The sequence below is a fragment of the Sorangium sp. So ce185 genome (genome assembly GCF_051526825.1).
GTDB classification, from domain to species: Bacteria; Myxococcota_A; Polyangia; order Polyangiales; family Polyangiaceae; genus Sorangium; species Sorangium cellulosum_D.
In genome coordinates, this window is record NZ_CP150316.1 from 10,684,327 (window position 1) to 10,699,141 (window position 14,815).

The 14,815-nt window shown below is 71.9% G+C and carries 13 protein-coding genes; 9 read left to right on the forward strand and 4 right to left on the reverse strand.

Features of this window, described 5'->3' with window-relative positions; genetic code table 11:
• Positions 1–576: 576 nt before the first annotated feature.
• The 4 genes from WMF26_RS39310 to WMF26_RS39325 all read right to left on the reverse strand — a co-directional run bounded on the left by WMF26_RS39310 (position 577) and on the right by WMF26_RS39325 (position 4,267).
• Positions 577–1,458 carry a hypothetical protein gene (locus WMF26_RS39310; protein ID WP_437996905.1) on the reverse strand — a complete coding sequence of 294 codons (882 nt, stop codon included), beginning with the start codon at positions 1,456–1,458 and terminating at the stop codon, positions 577–579.
• A gap of 166 nt (positions 1,459–1,624) precedes the next feature.
• Positions 1,625–2,455, reverse strand: a complete 831-nt coding sequence (locus WMF26_RS39315) for an EI24 domain-containing protein (protein ID WP_437996906.1) — start codon at positions 2,453–2,455, stop codon at positions 1,625–1,627.
• Positions 2,456–2,775: 320 nt separating this feature from the next.
• On the reverse strand, positions 2,776–3,732 hold the full coding sequence (gene pssA / locus WMF26_RS39320) for a CDP-diacylglycerol--serine O-phosphatidyltransferase (protein WP_437996907.1): 957 nt from the start codon (positions 3,730–3,732) through the stop codon (positions 2,776–2,778).
• 178 nt (positions 3,733–3,910) lie between these two features.
• Complete coding sequence (locus WMF26_RS39325) at positions 3,911–4,267, reverse strand: antibiotic biosynthesis monooxygenase family protein (protein ID WP_061629153.1); 357 nt, start codon at positions 4,265–4,267, stop codon at positions 3,911–3,913.
• A gap of 245 nt (positions 4,268–4,512) precedes the next feature.
• Between WMF26_RS39325 and WMF26_RS39330 the strand changes: the two genes are divergently transcribed.
• The 9 genes from WMF26_RS39330 to WMF26_RS39370 all read left to right on the forward strand — a co-directional run bounded on the left by WMF26_RS39330 (position 4,513) and on the right by WMF26_RS39370 (position 14,744).
• Positions 4,513–5,079 carry a DUF1003 domain-containing protein gene (locus WMF26_RS39330; RefSeq protein ID WP_437996908.1) on the forward strand — a complete coding sequence of 189 codons (567 nt, stop codon included), beginning with the start codon at positions 4,513–4,515 and terminating at the stop codon, positions 5,077–5,079.
• Between the two features lie 437 nt (positions 5,080–5,516).
• A complete protein-coding gene (locus WMF26_RS39335; RefSeq protein WP_437996909.1) occupies positions 5,517–6,635 on the forward strand; it encodes an SDR family NAD(P)-dependent oxidoreductase in 1,119 nt (372 codons plus the stop codon).
• Positions 6,632–7,750: an SDR family NAD(P)-dependent oxidoreductase gene (locus tag WMF26_RS39340; RefSeq protein WP_437996910.1), complete on the forward strand. Its 1,119-nt coding sequence runs from the start codon at positions 6,632–6,634 to the stop codon at positions 7,748–7,750. The genes WMF26_RS39335 and WMF26_RS39340 overlap by 4 nt, the downstream gene beginning before the upstream one ends.
• On the forward strand, positions 7,747–9,048 hold the full coding sequence (locus tag WMF26_RS39345) for a TIGR04295 family B12-binding domain-containing radical SAM protein (protein WP_437996911.1): 1,302 nt from the start codon (positions 7,747–7,749) through the stop codon (positions 9,046–9,048). Before WMF26_RS39340 ends, WMF26_RS39345 begins: the two co-directional genes overlap by 4 nt.
• Positions 9,041–10,210: a glycosyltransferase family 4 protein gene (locus WMF26_RS39350; protein WP_437996912.1), complete on the forward strand. Its 1,170-nt coding sequence runs from the start codon at positions 9,041–9,043 to the stop codon at positions 10,208–10,210. The genes WMF26_RS39345 and WMF26_RS39350 overlap by 8 nt, the downstream gene beginning before the upstream one ends.
• A gap of 3 nt (positions 10,211–10,213) precedes the next feature.
• Positions 10,214–11,350, forward strand: coding sequence for a CgeB family protein (locus WMF26_RS39355; protein WP_437996913.1), 1,137 nt, complete (start codon positions 10,214–10,216; stop codon positions 11,348–11,350).
• Positions 11,347–12,489 (forward strand): CgeB family protein, encoded by a 1,143-nt coding sequence (locus WMF26_RS39360; protein ID WP_437996914.1) that lies wholly within the window; start codon positions 11,347–11,349, stop codon positions 12,487–12,489. Before WMF26_RS39355 ends, WMF26_RS39360 begins: the two co-directional genes overlap by 4 nt.
• On the forward strand, positions 12,486–13,595 hold the full coding sequence (locus WMF26_RS39365; protein ID WP_437996915.1) for a CgeB family protein: 1,110 nt from the start codon (positions 12,486–12,488) through the stop codon (positions 13,593–13,595). Before WMF26_RS39360 ends, WMF26_RS39365 begins: the two co-directional genes overlap by 4 nt.
• Positions 13,596–13,733: 138 nt before the next feature.
• A complete protein-coding gene (locus WMF26_RS39370; RefSeq protein ID WP_437951266.1) occupies positions 13,734–14,744 on the forward strand; it encodes a UDP-glucuronic acid decarboxylase family protein in 1,011 nt (336 codons plus the stop codon).
• Positions 14,745–14,815: the final 71 nt, after the last annotated feature.

The following is a 14,815-nucleotide window of genomic DNA, read 5'->3' on the forward strand; positions in this document are numbered from 1 at the left end:
ACTGCACGACGTCGCCCCTGCACGAGCGTCGCCCGCCAGGGCGGCTCGTCGCGGCATCGTGGGCAGGACGGCGCTCGACGGCGTTGGACGGAGTGCTGGCGACCGCACGCCTGGAGCTGCGCGACGTCCCCCGGGCGCGGGCGGCTCGTCGGAGCGCCCCCATGGGGCAGGTCACGGTCACCGCGCGCTGACGGCCGAACGCCTGGGGCTGCGCACGATGCGGCCCGTGCAGCAGCGTCGCCCGCCAACGCGGCCCGCCGACCGCGCGTCTGGAGCCGCCGACGGCGCAAGGGTAGCTGCTACTGCCGTATCGAACCTCCGTTGTTGTAGTGTTTCGGGTTCGGGACGGAGCCTGAACGAGAACCCGTGAGGAGGCCCGAAATGGTAATTCTGATGATCCGGTAACTCGTCGCGAGTTACCGGGATCTGGTCAGGCGAAGAAACGCTCTGGTGACACGCAGTTAGGTCGTTTCGAGGGAGCGCCCGAGGGGCCGATCTTGGGAGGTCGATTTGGTAATTCTGCGCGGGTGCCAGGCACCATGATCCGCGGTGCTGCCCGATCGGTGCGCGGGCTCACTAGAGCGGTGCCTCCTCGTCGAGGTCGTCATCGGCGCTTTCGTTGTCGGGGTCGCTGTTGGACTCGAGCTTGCCGGCGAGGTGGAAGGCGATCAGGGACATGACCTCGTCGAACTGGTTGGCCTGCTGCTCGGTGGCATCGTCTCCATGGGGCTGCGCGGTGGGGCTGCCCTGCTCCTCGGCTCGGGGCTTCTTCTCGCCGGGCTGCGCGCGGGGGTAGGCGGGTCGCCCCCTCCGGCGCTTCGTCGCCTTGGCGGCCTTCTCGTCCGGGGGTGGCGGCATCCGGCGCGGCGGACGCTCGCCCGCGAGGACCTTGCGGGCCCTCTCCTCCTGCTCCAAGACCGTCTCAGCGTACGCCACGAAGCGCAGCGCGTAGAACGGGACGCCGGCCTTATCGAGTTTTTCACCCAGAAGGGGCGGCAGCCGCGCGATCCGTGCGTACTGGCTCCGGCGCGCCTTCGACACCTGCGCGCGCACCTTCGACGGCGTCTGGTACCAGAAGGCAGCGCACCAGGCATAGGTGATGAATTCCGGCACCAGCAGCCGCTCTTGGTGACGTTCGTCGAAGCCGTAGGTCGTCACGATGCGGGGCGGCGGGGCCTCCTGCGGCGCTGGAAGCGTCCTCCTGTGCCGCCTGGCGTGGGCGCCAGGCGTTCGGACGAGCTGCTCGCGGACCTCGCCCAGCGCGAGATCGTGGCGCGGCGGGGCGAGCATCGCTTCGCAGGGGAGGAGGAATACGCGTTTCAGCACGCGCTGGTCCGGCAGGCGGCCTACGCGATGCTCCTGGATCGCGACCGTCAGGTCGGCCACGGGCTCGCCGGGGCCTGGCTGGAACGCGCGGGTGAGCCGGATCCTGTCGTGCTCGCCGAGCACTTCGAGCAAGGAGCGGTCCGAGGGAAGGCGGCTCTCTGGCACGCGAGGGCGGCGGAGCGCGCGCTGCGGAGCCTGGATCTGGCGCCGGCGCTCGCTTCTGCGCGGCGCGGGCTCGCGATGGCGCCGGAGGGGGAGCTCTCGCCGGAGCTGTGGGTGCCCCGATCGTCGCCCGAGCTCAGCGCGGCGCTCGCTTCGTGCCCTCCCACCGTTCCAGCATGACGACGAGTCGAGCCGCCCCGAGGATGCCGGCCGGGAGCACGATGAGCAGCGAGCAAGGCAGGAACGAGAGCAGCGCGAGGCCAAATCCGAAGCCCATCACCGCGGCGAGGTTCCGGCGCACGAACTCGATCCGCGCCGCTACGGGCACGCCGCGGATCGACAGCGGGCAGTCGCAGAGGTCCCAGGCCCCCGCGAGCGCCGTCACCGCGAGCTGAAGCGGGACGACGACGACGCTCGCCGGCGCGAAGAGGAAACCCACGACGCCGAGGACGATGAGGATCGGGAGCGTGAAGGCGAGCGCCACGAGCGACGACTGCAGCGCGCGCCACATGTCCGCGAAGAAGCCGACCCCCGGCCACGCGGGCGCCCCGAGATCGGCCTCGGCCCTGCGCACCATCCGCTCCAGCGCGGGCCCCGAGAGCGGCTTCGCGAGCCCGAACGAGATGGCGAGCGCGGCCACGAGCACCACCGCGAGCGACAGGATCCGCAGCACGGCCATGAGCACGGTCCAGAGCCCCCCCGTCCCCGGCTCTTTCACGATCAGCTCGACGAGCGACGGCGCGACCCTCACGCCGACGATGGAGAGCACGATCGTGAGCACGAGCGCGATGCCCGTGGGGACGAGCGCGAGCGGCCAGAGGTCCGGCGTGCGAAAGAGATACCCGTAGCCGCCCAGCATGGCCTTGAGGCCCGCGCCGAAGCCGGGGCGTTCGAGCGGCGCGAGCCCCGCGGGCGGGCTCTGCGCGAGCGCGGCGGGAGAGCCGAGGGGAGCATCGGGGGTGATCATTCGACGACGAACGTCCCAGCGGTTGGGCATCCGGTCAACGCCTTCCGCGCGCGAGCCTCGACTTGGACGCTCCTTGTGCCTCGCGCCGGTAGTGCTCAAATTTGCCCGGAGAGAGTTCACATGAAGGCGGGAAGGCAGGAAGATCATTGATCTTTTCTTCCCGCCTCCCCGCCTTCATGTTCAATTCTGAGCACTGCCCTCGCGCCCGCCCTCGCTTTCGCGCATCCGCGGGGTTTCAGGGGTCCGCGGCGCCTCCGGCGACCCGTCTGAAAGCGCGCGGAGCCTTCGGAACCAGGCCGCTCCGCGCCGCCCGGCGACCCTCAGCGCCCGCGTCGAGACGAAAGCCGCTCCTCCCCGCCCCGGGGACACGCCCCCAGCGCGGCGGCGGGCTCGCCCGGCGCGCCCCCGCGCCGCGCCGGAGGGCGCCAGAGCGACTCGACCACCCCGAGCAGGACGTAGGCGCCGATCAGCCAGACAAGGACGTACCCCGGCGCCCATCGGGCCGAGATGAGCGCGCTCGAGCCGATGACGAGCGCGATCGACAGCGCGGTGCGGGCGTCGAGGCGGACGTCCTTGAACGAGCGGAACCGCAGGGTCGACACCATCAGGAGCGAGAGGAGCAGCGTCGTCGCGAGGACCGCCGGCGCGGCGCCGGCCCCGGCGAGCTGCCCGTCCGCGGCGCCGTGGGTCATGACGATCGCGACCAGGATCCCGGCCGCTCCGGTGACGGGGAGGCCGACGACGTACCGCGGCGGCGCCGACGAACAGGCCGCCTCGGCGAGGGAGAGGACGTTGAAGCGAGCGAGCCGGATCGCGCCGCACGCCGCGAACACGAACCCGCCGAGCACGCCGGCCAGGCCGAGGCGGTGCAGGGCCCACTGGTGCACGAGCACGGCCGGGGCCACGCCGAACGAGACGAGATCGGCCAGCGCGTCGAGCTCCCGCCCGAACGCGCTGTCGGTCCTGGTCGCCCGCGCGACGCGGCCGTCGAGCGCGTCGAGGAGCATCGCGAGGAGGATGAGGCTCGCGGCGCGCCGGAAATCGTCGTCCGACCGCGCGGCGGCCGAGCGCCGTACCGCGTCGAGGCCGCAGAAGATGGATGACAGCGTGATCAGGTTGGGGAGGAGAAACAGCGCCTTCCCCGGGGCCCGCGGCGGCCGCCGCCGCGCCGCCTCGACGCGCGGCCGCTCGGGCCCCGCGCCCCGGCCTGGCCGTGGGCCCGGGGGGCGCCAGCGCGCGGCGCCGGCGTCCCGTCTTCCTGGAGTGAGTGCTGACATGATGGGCGAGGTCTTCCAGGCCCCGCCTGGCCGCGCGGCCCCTGGCCCGCGGCCCGACGGGCCCGCTCGCCCGGCCTCGTAGTACACGAGGCCACGCGCCTTCAAGCCGGGAGCGCGGCGCCTTGCGCGCACGGCGCCCGCGCGCGCCCACGGCGCCCCCGGCCCGCGCCGAGGATCGCTAGCCCTGCAGATCGGTGCTGAGGAACACCTCGTGGATATCGAGCTTGCTCGGGCCCGCGAACATCTCCTTCGGCGCGCGGTTCCGGTGCGCCTCCGCGAAGGCGGGGCTCCTCGTCCAGGCGATGAAGTCGTCCATCGACCGCCACCAGGTCTTGACCTCGTAGAACCCCTGCGCGTCCGGATCCGGGCTCCACGCGCCGGTCGCGTGGTCCAGCTTCATCGGCTTGGGCCGGTGCACCTCGTTCCGGATGAAGCCGGGCGCGCGGTCGACCAGGTGCACCCGGTTCTTGAAGCGGTCCTCGAACTCGGCCTCGTGGCCCTCGGCGACGGGAATGCGGTTGGTGACGACGATCATGGCTCCTCCTTGCTGGTGCCCCGGGACCCGCCCCGGCGCGGGCGATGGCGAGCTTAGCAGCGCGCCCGCCCGGCCGGGACCGCGCCGCGCACGTTGCCCCCGTTCGCTGCAGATAATCTTAGAATTTCTCAGAGCTCATCGTAATGCGGTCGATAACACGCGACCGGTCACGTCCGGGCGGCAGCTCCGACGAAAACGGATTGACAAGTCCGCCTTTCGGAGCCCTCATCCCAGGAGGTCCGTTCATGAACGATCCCGAGACGGCTCGCGGCGCCCGATCAGCAGCGGGGCTCGATCGCTCCGAGATGGAGGGCGTGGTGCGCCGGAACATCCAGGCGCTCCTGCAGGTCCGGAAGGAGAGCGAGCGCAACAAGGGCTTCCAGGAGGCCCTCGCCGACACGATCACCAAGTTCACGGGGAGCATGACGTTCGTCTTCCTCCACGCCACCGTCTTCGGGGGCTGGATCGTGGTGAACACGGGCGTCATCCCCGGCCTCAAGCCGTTCGACCCGTTTCCGTTCGTGATGCTCGCGATGATCGCGTCGGTCGAGGCGATCTTCCTCTCGACCTTCGTGCTCATCAGCCAGAACCGCATGCAGGCGCTCGCCGACAAACGCGCCGATCTCGACCTCCAGATCAACCTCCTGGCAGAGCACGAGGTCACCCGGCTCATCGAGCTCGTCGACGGCATCTCCAGGCACCTCAAGGTGCCCCGGACCAGCGACCCGCACCTCGAGGAGCTCAAGAAAGATGTCCACCCCGAGGTGGTGCTGGAGGAGATCGAGCGCGCGCAGCGGGATATAACGAAGTAGTCAATACGGACTCTCCCTAGAGGAGCACCGGCTTCGCCTGATCCCACGGTGAGGTGGCGTATCGCATGCTCCGTCGTCCGCAGACGGCGCGCCCACGCACCGGAGCGCCATGGACCGAGCCCGAGGATTGTCCGTGAAATCACCGAGGGTTCTGGCGGGATTCGAGTACTCGCCAGCGCGACTCGAAGATCGCACTGCGGGTGATATTGTCAAATCTCTCACGAACCGCTCTTGCAGGGTCGTGAGTTACATGTTACTCGGATGGCGTCCCGGGCGTCGATTGTACGATGTCCGCGCTGAACAGAATCGGACACGGCGGCGCACTGAGCTGTGCCGAGCGCGGCCTCGCGCGCGAGAGGCGCCCTCTTCTATAGCCTAGCCTCATCCGCTCAGGCTCGTGGCGTTTTGCCACGCATTGACCATCGACCCAGAGGAATATGGCCAGTCACGTCCTCATCACCGGTGGAGCGGGCTTCATCGGCTCGCACGTCGCCGACGAGCTCCTGCGCCAAGGGCATCGCGTCCGGGCGCTCGACAGCCTCACCCCGCAGGTGCACGGGCCCGAGCGCCGGCGCCCGGCTTACCTCAACCCGGAAGTCGAGCTCATCGTGGGTGACGTCCGGGACCGGGACGCGGTGAAGTCAGCATTACGCGGAGTGGACGTCGTTTACCACTTCGCGGCCATGGTCGGGGTCGGACAGAGCATGTACAAGATCGAGGAGTACACCTCGGTCAACAATCTCGGCACCGCCGTGCTCCTGGAAGAGCTCGCCGAGAGGCCGGTGTCGAGGCTGATCGTCGCCTCCAGCATGAGCGTGTACGGCGAGGGGCTCTACCGGACCGCCTCGGGCGCCGTGGTCCCCGGCGCGAGCCGCCCGCTCGATCAGCTGAAGCGCGGCGACTGGGAGGTCCGGAGCGAGGCGGGCGAGGCGCTCGTGCCGATCCCGACCCCCGAGTCCAAGACGCCGGCGCTCGAGTCGGTCTACGCGCTCTCCAAGTACGACCAGGAGCGGCTCTGCCTGACGATCGGGCGCGCCTACAACATCCCGACCGTCGCCCTCCGCTTCTTCAACGTGTACGGCCGCCGTCAGGCCCTCTCCAACCCGTACACGGGCGTCCTCGCCATCTTCGCCTCCCGGCTCCTCAACGATCGTCCGCCCCTCATCTTCGAGGACGGCCTGCAGCGGCGCGACTTCGTGAGCGTCGCCGACATCTCCCGCGCCTGCGTCCGGGTCCTCAGCGCCGACTCCGCGGTGGGCCAGGTGCTCAACATCGGCAGCGGGCGGTCGTACACCGTGCGCGAGGTCGCCGATCACGTCCGCAAGGTGATGGGGAAGGACCGGATCGAGCCCGAGATCACGGGGAAATCGCGGCTGGGCGACATCCGGCACTGCTTCGCGGACATCGGCGCGGCGCAGCGCAAGATCGGGTATGAGCCCCAGGTCACCCTCGAGGAGGGGCTCCGCGATCTCGCCGGCTGGCTCGAGGGCCAGGTGGCCAAGGACGCTGTCGCCCAGGCCCGCGCCGAGCTGGAGTCCCGGGGGCTGACGGTATGAGCGCCGCGGATCTCGATCCCCGCGGCGCGGCCGGGGAGCCGGGGCGGCCGGCGCTGATCACCGGCGGCGCCGGCTTCATCGGGTCCAACGTGGCCCACCGCCTGCTCCAGGCGGGAGAGTCGGTGATCCTCTTCGACAACCTCTCGCGGCCCTCCGTGGCGCGCAACGTGGACTGGCTGAAGCGCGTCCACGGCGACCGCGTCACGCTGGTCACCGGCGACGTGCGGGACGCCGGCGCGGTCGCCGAGGTGGTCCGGCGCGCCTCCAGCGTCTTTCATTTCGCCGCCCAGGTCGCGGTGACCACCAGCCTGGTCCGGCCGGAGGAGGACTTCGAGATCAACGCCCGGGGGACGCTCAACGTCCTCGAGGCGATCCGCGACCAGAGCGCCCCGCCGCCGCTCCTCTTCACGTCCACCAACAAGGTGTACGGCGGCCTCCCCGACGTCCCGCTCCAGTGCAGGGATCGGCAGTACGCGCCCGAGGATCCGAAGCTCCGCGCCGCCGGCATCTCGGAGGCCCGGCCTCTCGACTTCCACAGCCCCTACGGGTGCTCGAAGGGCGCGGCGGATCAGTACGTGATCGATTATGCCCGCACCTTCGGGCTCCCCGCGGCGGTGTTCCGGATGAGCTGTATCTACGGGCCTCGCCAGTTCGGGACCGAGGACCAGGGGTGGGTGGCTCATTTCCTCCTCCAGGCGCTCCGGCGCGAGCCGATCACCCTCTACGGCGACGGGATGCAGGTCCGGGACGTGCTGTTCATCGACGATCTCGTCGACGCCTTCCTCCTCGCCCGCGAGAACATCCGGCAGATCTCCGCGACGGCGTTCAACATCGGCGGCGGCCCGGAGAACACCCTCAGCCTGCTCGAGCTGCTCGACCTCATCGAGGAGCTCGACGGCAAGCGCCCCGCGACCGGCTTCGAGGCGTGGCGCCCCGGCGATCAGCGCTACTACGTCTCCGATTGCCGCCGGTTCAACGCGGCGACGGGGTGGTGGCCGCGCGTCCGGTTCCGCGACGGCGTGCGCAAGCTGCACGGCTGGCTGCGCGAGATGACCGGCGCCGGCAAGGCCGCCGGGCAGGCGGCCGAGGAGCTCTGCATGGAGGGCGCCGAGTGAGGTTCGCGCTCGTCAACCCGCCCTGGAGCTTCGAGGGGAGCATCTATTTCGGCTGCCGCGAGCCCCACCTGCCGCTCGAGTACGGCTACGCCAGGGCGCTGCTCGAGGCCGCGGGGCACGAGGCGGCGATCGTCGACGCCCAGGCCCGGGACCTCTCCCTGGAGGCGCTCCGCGACGAGGTGGCCGCGCTCCGCCCCGACGCCGTCGTGGTGACCACCGCGCCGAGCTACCTCTTCTGGCGCTGCGCCCCGCCCGAGCTCCGGATCCCGCAGCAGACGCTCCACGCCCTGCGCGACCTGCCGGGGCTAAGGTTCGCGGTCGGCCCCCACGCCTCCACCACCCCCCGCGCCACCCTGCGCAAGCTCGGGGTCGACGCGGTGGTGATGGGCGAGTGCGAGGAGGTCCTTGTCCAGCTCGCGGATCTGCCGCGCGCGCGCTGGGGCGAGATCGCCTCGATCGCGTATGTCGAAGGCGAGGAGGCGCGCGTCCAGGGCGGGCCGCACGCGTCCGACATGGCCCTGCTCCCGGCCCTCCGCTGGGACGAGGCGACGGTCGCGCGCCACGCCCACCACCACCACCGCTTCGACGCCGCGCCGGTCGGGCCGGGCGCCGAGATCGAAGCGTCCCGCGGGTGCCCGTACCACTGCACCTTCTGCGCGAAGGACAACTTCCGCGATCGCTACCGCAAGCGGCCGCTCGCCGTGCTCCTCGACGAGCTCGACGGGCTCGTCGCGCAGGGCGTCCGCTACGTCTACTTCATCGACGAGATCTTCCTCCCGGACCGCCCGCTGCTCGAGGCGCTCGTGGACCGGCCGGTGTCGTTCGGCATCCAGATGCGCATCGACAACTGGAACCGCGAGATGCTCGACCTGCTCGGGAAGGCGGGGTGCGTCTCGATCGAGGCCGGGGTGGAGAGCATCACGAAGGAGGGCAGGAGCCTCCTGGCCAAGCACTGCAAGCTCTCGACCGAGCAGCTCAGCGACCTGCTGATCCACGCCAAGAAGAGCGTCCCCTTCGTCCAGGCGAACCTGATCCAGTCGCAGACCGACGATCCCGCGGACGTCGCCGCCTTCCGGGAGCGGCTCCGGCAGCACGGCGTGTGGGCGAACGAGCCGGTGCCGATGTTCCCCTACCCCGGGTCGCCCGATTACACGATGCGCTGGGGCCTGCCGGACGATCAGGCGTGGGAGCGCTCGGTCGCGCACTACCTCGGCCAGTTCGATCACTTCAGCGACATCCAGGAGAGCCGCCCGCTCCCGCTCTCCGAGCTCGAGGTCGCGGCGCCCGGCCATGGTTGACGCCCTGCAGACCCCCGGCTCCGTCCTGATGACCGCCGACACGGTGGGCGGCGTCTTCTCCTACGCGATCGAGCTCGCGCGCGCGCTCGCGGCGCGCGGGGTCCGCACGTCGCTCGCCACCATGGGCGGGCCGCTCTCGGCGCCCCAGCGCGAGGCCGCGGGCCGCGTGCCCGGGCTCGCCGTCTTCGAGAGCTCCTTCCGGCTCGAGTGGATGGACGACCCCTGGGACGACGTCGCGCGCGCCGGGGACTGGCTCCTCGAGCTCGAGGAGCGCGTCCGCCCGGACGTGGTCCACCTGAACGGCTACGCGCACGGCGCCCTCGGCTTCCGCGCCCCGAAGCTCGTGGTGGCCCACTCGTGCGTGCTCTCCTGGTGGACCGCCGTCCTCGGCGGGGAGGCGCCGCCGCGGTACGATCGCTACCGGCGCGAGGTGGCCCGCGGGCTCGCCGCCGCGGCCGCGGTGGTGGCGCCGACCCAGGCGATGCTCGACGCCCTCGTGCGCCACCACGGCGCGCGCGCGCCCTTCCGGGGCGCCCGGGCGGCGGTGATCCCCAACGCGGCCGACCCGGACCGGTTCGCCCCGGGCCCGAAGGACGAGGTCATCGTCGCGGTCGGGCGGCTCTGGGACCAGGCCAAGAACATCGCGGCCCTCGGCGAGGTGGCCCCTCGCCTGCCCTGGCCGATCCAGGTGGCCGGGAGCGACGTCCACCCCGGCGGGGGCAGCCGGCCCGTCCCGTCGCTCGAGCACCTCGGCGTGCTCTCGCCGGCCGGCGTCGCCGCCGCGCTCGCCCGCGCCTCGATCTGCGCGCACCCCGCCCGCTACGAGCCGTTCGGCCTGTCGGTCCTGGAGGCCGCGCTCTCCGGCTGCGCCCTCGTCCTCGGCGACATCCCCAGCCTGCGCGAGGTCTGGCGGGACGCGGCCCTCTACGTCGATCCCGGCGACACCGAGGCGCTCCGGCGCGCGCTCCAGGCGCTCATCGACGACCCCGAAAGGCGGCAGGAGATGGCATCGCGCGCCCGCGCCCGCGCCGCCGGGTTCTCGCCGCGGCGGATGGCCCAGGGCTACCTGCGCCTCTACGGCGAGCTCCTCGGGGGCAGCTCGCGAGCGAGGCGCTCGCCGGCGCGCGAGGCGCCGCGCGCCGCCGCCGTGGGAGGCGAGTGAGCCATGCGCATCGTCCTGTTCTGCCACTCGCTCCTGTCCGACTGGAACCACGGCAACGCGCACTTCCTCCGGGGCGTGGTCACCGAGCTCGCCGAGCGCGGGCACGAGGTCCGCGTCTTCGAGCCGCGCGACGCATGGAGCCTCCAGAACCTCGTCGCCGACCACGGCGAGGCCCCGTTGCGCGAGGTGCGCGAGGTCTACCCGCACGTCGACCCGATCCGCTACGACCTCGCCTCGCTCGACCTGGACGAGGCGCTCGAGGGCGCCGCGCTGGTCATCGTCCACGAGTGGAGCGAGCCGGAGCTGGTCGCCCGCGTCGGCGCCCACCGGGCTGGCGCGTCGTACCGGCTGCTCTTCCACGACACGCACCACCGGTCGGTCACCGATCCCGGGGCCATGGCCCGCTACGACCTCACCCACTACGACGGCGTCCTCGCCTTCGGCCGGGTGATCCGCGATCTCTACCTCGAGCGCCGCTGGGCCCGCCGGGCGTTCGTCTGGCACGAGGCCGCCGACGCGCGGGTCTTCCGCCCGCGCCGCGAGCTCCAGCCCGAGCGCGATCTCGTGTGGGTCGGCAACTGGGGCGACGAGGAGCGCACCCGCGAGCTCGACGAGTTCCTCATCGGCCCGGCGCGCGACCTCGGCCTCTCCGCCCGCGTGCACGGGGTGCGCTACCCCGAGCACGCGCGCGCCGCGCTCGAGGCGGCCGGGGTCGAGTACCGCGGCTGGCTCCCCAACCACCGCGCGCCCGACGCGTTCGCGCGGGCGCGGGTGACCGTCCACGTGCCGAGGCGGCCCTACGTCGCGTCGCTCCCGGGCATCCCGACCATCCGGCCGTTCGAGGCCATGGCCTGCGCCATCCCGCTCGTCTGCTCGCCGTGGAGCGACGCGGAGGCGCTGTTCTCGCCCGGGCTCGACTACCTCGTCGCCCGCGACGGCGAGGAGATGAAGAAGCACCTGCGCGCGCTCCTCGCCGAGCCCGCCATGGCCGCCGAGCTGGCGGAGCGGGGGCGCAAGACGGTCCTCGCCCGCCACACCTGCGCCCACCGCGTCAACGAGCTCCTCTGCATCTCGGCCGACCTCGGCATCGAGGTCGACCGCCCGGCGCCCGCCGCCACCACCCAGCGAGCCACCGCATGAACCGACGCCCGACCTCGAGCCGACCGCTCAACATCGCCTTCTTCGGATCGAGCCTCGTCTCCGCCTACTGGAACGGAGCGGCCACCTACTACCGCGGCATCATCCGCGCCCTCGCCGCGCGGGGGCACCGCGTCACCTTCTACGAGCCGGACGCGTACGACCGGCAGAAGCACCGCGACATCGACGATCCGCCGTGGGCCCGCGTGGTCGTCTACTCCGGCACCGACGCCGACGAGCCGAGGCGCCTCGTCCAGCAGGCGCGGAGCGCCGACGTCGTGGTCAAGGCGAGCGGCGTCGGCGTCTTCGACGAGCTCCTCGAGGCCGAGGTCGCCGCGCTCGATCGGCCGGGGCTCACCACGATCTTCTGGGACGTCGACGCCCCGGCCACGCTCGAGCGGGTCCGCACCGACCCGTCGGACCCGTTCCGCGCGCAGATCCCGCGCTACGGCCTGGTCTTCACCTACGGCGGCGGCGACCCCGTGGTGCGCGGCTACGAGGCGCTCGGCGCCCGGCGCTGCGTGCCGATCTACAACGCGCTCGACCCCGAGACCCACTTCGAGGTCGCGCCAGATCCGCGGTTCGACTGCGATTTCGCGCTCCTCGCCAACCGCCTCCCGGACCGGGAGCGGCGCGTGGAGGAGTTCTTCCTGCGGCCCGCGGCCGCGCTCCCCGAGCTCCGGTTCCTGCTCGGCGGCAACGGCTGGCAGGACAAGGCGATGCCGTCGAACGTCCGATACGTCGGGCACGTCTACACCGCGGATCACAACGCCTTCAACGCGAGCGCCCGCGCGGTGCTGAACGTGGCCCGCGACAGCATGGCGTCGGTCGGCTTCTCCCCGGCGACCCGGGTGTTCGAGGCCGCGGGCGCGGCCGCGTGCCTCATCACCGACGCGTGGGAGGGGATCGAGCTCTTCCTCGAGCCCGAGCGCGAGGTGCTCGTCGCGCGCAGCGGCGACGAGGTCGCGGCGATCCTCCGGGCGCTCACGCCCGAGCGGGCCCGCGCCATCGGCGAGGCGGCGAAGCAGCGCGTGCTCGCCGAGCACACGTACGCGGAGCGGGCGAAGCAGGTCGAAGCGCTGCTCGGCCGCGCCGCCGCCGCCGACGCCGCCGACGCAACCCTCACCGCGATCGCGCCGTGAAGACCCTCTCCTTCGTTTTCCTGGGCCTGTCGATCACCTCGTCGTGGGGCAACGGCCACGCGACCACGTACCGCGGGCTCCTCAAGCGGCTCGCCCAGCGCGGGCACCGCGTGCTGTTCCTCGAGCGGGATCTCTGGTTCTACGCGGAGAACCGCGATCTGCCGGCCCCTCCGTACGGCCGGACCGAGCTCTACCAGGGGCTCGACGACCTCCGCGCGCGCTTCGGGGACGCGGTGCGCGACGCGGACATGGTGGTCGTCGGGTCCTACGTGCCCGACGGGGTCGAGGTCGGCGCCTGGGTGACGGAGACGGCGCGCGGGAAGACCGCTTTTTACGACATCGACACGCCGGTGACGCTCAAGAAGCTCGAGCGGGGCGACACCGAGTACCTGTCGGCGGCGCTGATCCCGCGTTACGACCTCTACCTCTCGTTCACCGGCGGCCCCACGCTCGACCTGCTCGAGCGCCGCTACGGGGCGAAGCGGGCGCGCCCGCTCTACTGCTCGGTGGATCCGGACGCGTATTTCCCGGAGCGCCTCTCGCCCCGGTGGGATCTCGGCTACCTCGGCACCTACAGCCCCGATCGCCAGCCCACCCTGGATCGCCTCCTCGTCGAGCCGGCGCGCCGCTGGGCAGAGGGGCGCTTCGCGGTCGCGGGGCCGCAGTACCCGGCGGACATCGACTGGCCGGCGAACGTCGACCGGACGGATCACATCCCGCCGGGCGAGCACCGCGCCTTTTACGGCGCGCAGCGCTTCACGCTCAACGTCACCCGGCGGGACATGATCGAGGCGGGGTACTCGCCGAGCGTGCGCCTGTTCGAGGCGGCGGCCTGCGGGGTGCCGGTGATCAGCGACGACTGGCCCGGGCTCGACGAGCTCTTCGAGCCGGGCAAGGAGATCCTCGTGGCCCGCTCCTCGGAGGAGGCGCTCCGCCTGCTCCGCGAGCTCCCCGAGCGGGAGCGGGTCGCGATCGGGCAGCGGGCGCGCGAGCGCGTGCTCGCCCGGCACACCGCGGCGCACCGCGCCGAGGCGCTGGAGAGATACGCCCGGGAGCTGCTCCACGAGCGGGACGAGCGGGAGCTCCCAGGGGACCGGGGGTCGTGAACGTGTGGTGTCGGCTCGAAACAGCGTGCTGCAAATGAAGGATGACGAAGCGACCGTGGCGGGGAGGAACCCCATCGCGCCGACCCGTGCCGGGGCGGTCGTTCGGTCGTCGTCGCCTGGAGAGGAGGTCAGAGAGACATGAGCGCTGCGCTGCGCATCCTGGTGACCGGAGGCGCCGGCTTCGTCGGCTCCCACCTGTGTGATCGGCTGATCCGCGACGGCCACGAGGTCATCGCGCTCGACGATTTCTCGACCGGCGCCCGGGGCAACGTCGCCCACCTCCTCCACCATCGCCGCTTCCGGCTGGTGGAGCACGACGTCACCCAGCCGTACGATCTCCAGGTCGACCGCATCTACAACCTCGCCTCGCCGGCGAGCCCGCCGCATTACCAGCGCGATCCGGTGCGGACCACGCTGATCAACGTGGTCGGCGCGTTCCACGCGCTGAAGCTCGCCGAGGGCTGCGGGGCGCGGGTGTTCCAGGCGTCGACGAGCGAGGTCTACGGCGATCCCGAGGTTCACCCGCAGCCGGAGAGCTACCGGGGCTCGGTGAACCCGATCGGGATCCGCTCCTGTTACGACGAGGGGAAGCGCTGCGCCGAGTCGCTGGTGATGGACTTCCACCGTCGCCGCGGCGTCGAGGTCCGGATGGCGCGGATCTTCAACACCTACGGCCCGCGGATGGCGCTCGACGACGGGCGCGTGGTGTCGAACTTCATCGTCCAGGCGCTCCAGGGCGAGGATCTGACGGTCTACGGCGCCGGCTCGCAGACGCGGAGCTTCTGCTACGTGGACGATCTCGTCGAGGGGATCGTGCGGCTGATGGAGCACCCCACCGAGACGGGCCCGGTGAACCTGGGCAATCCGGAGGAGTTCACGGTGCTGGAGCTCGCCGAGGAGGTGATTCGCCTGACCGGGAGCCGGAGCCGGATCGCGTTCCGCCCGCTGCCGCAGGACGATCCGCGGCAGCGGCAGCCGGTCATCGATCACGCGAAGCGGGTGCTCGGGTTCGAGCCGAAGGTGCCGCTGCGGGCGGGGCTGCGCCGGACGATCGAGGGTTTCCGGAGCGTGCTCGGGCTGGGCCGGCACGCCCCTGCGCTGGCGGCGTCGGAGACCGACGCGGCGCTGCCTCAGGCCGCCAACGGCTGAGCGGCGCCGCGCGCGCCGGGCGTTCGTCGAGACAAGCCGTGAGCGGCCGAGCTGGTCGCGTGAGGAGAGAT

Coding starts and splice junctions, on each gene's coding strand:
- WMF26_RS39315 (WP_437996906.1), bottom strand. CDS start 2,455: ATGATCACCCCCGATGCTCCCCTCGGCTCTCCCGCCGCGCTCGCGCAG.
- WMF26_RS39360 (WP_437996914.1), top strand. CDS start 11,347: ATGAACCGACGCCCGACCTCGAGCCGACCGCTCAACATCGCCTTCTTC.
- WMF26_RS39335 (WP_437996909.1), top strand. CDS start 5,517: ATGGCCAGTCACGTCCTCATCACCGGTGGAGCGGGCTTCATCGGCTCG.
- WMF26_RS39340 (WP_437996910.1), top strand. CDS start 6,632: ATGAGCGCCGCGGATCTCGATCCCCGCGGCGCGGCCGGGGAGCCGGGG.
- WMF26_RS39355 (WP_437996913.1), top strand. CDS start 10,214: ATGCGCATCGTCCTGTTCTGCCACTCGCTCCTGTCCGACTGGAACCAC.
- pssA (WP_437996907.1), bottom strand. CDS start 3,732: ATGTCAGCACTCACTCCAGGAAGACGGGACGCCGGCGCCGCGCGCTGG.
- WMF26_RS39350 (WP_437996912.1), top strand. CDS start 9,041: ATGGTTGACGCCCTGCAGACCCCCGGCTCCGTCCTGATGACCGCCGAC.
- WMF26_RS39325 (WP_061629153.1), bottom strand. CDS start 4,267: ATGATCGTCGTCACCAACCGCATTCCCGTCGCCGAGGGCCACGAGGCC.
- WMF26_RS39330 (WP_437996908.1), top strand. CDS start 4,513: ATGAACGATCCCGAGACGGCTCGCGGCGCCCGATCAGCAGCGGGGCTC.
- WMF26_RS39370 (WP_437951266.1), top strand. CDS start 13,734: ATGAGCGCTGCGCTGCGCATCCTGGTGACCGGAGGCGCCGGCTTCGTC.